The sequence below is a fragment of the Halostella sp. PRR32 genome (assembly GCF_034808085.1).
In the GTDB taxonomy this organism is placed as follows: Archaea; Halobacteriota; Halobacteria; order Halobacteriales; family Natronoarchaeaceae; genus Halostella; species Halostella pelagica.
Genome location: NZ_JAXHGL010000271.1, coordinates 1 through 240 on the forward strand (window position 1 = coordinate 1; position 240 = coordinate 240).

Here is a 240-nt window from a genome sequence, read left to right on the forward strand (position 1 = left end):
TTCGATCTTATTTTTTAGGACGAAGCAATCTTTCGTTCCATGCCCCAGCATTTGATGCCATTTGCAATACTTCGGGTCATGAACCAACCCTACCTCTCCAGGTTTTCTTACCTCTAGAAGTGTGATACGGTTGTTCTTGAGCAGCATCTCAAGGATAAATTCCACTTTGTCATCAGGAAAGGGATACTTTTTGTTCATCTTTTCTTCAAGTGAGAACTTTCGGTACCCTCCTGTCCTTGG

General features: G+C 42.5%; 1 protein-coding gene. It reads right to left on the minus strand.

The window, feature by feature from the left end; genetic code table 11:
- A partial coding sequence (locus SM753_RS21105) for a hypothetical protein (protein WP_323192994.1) occupies positions 1-240 on the minus strand: 240 nt, incomplete at both ends.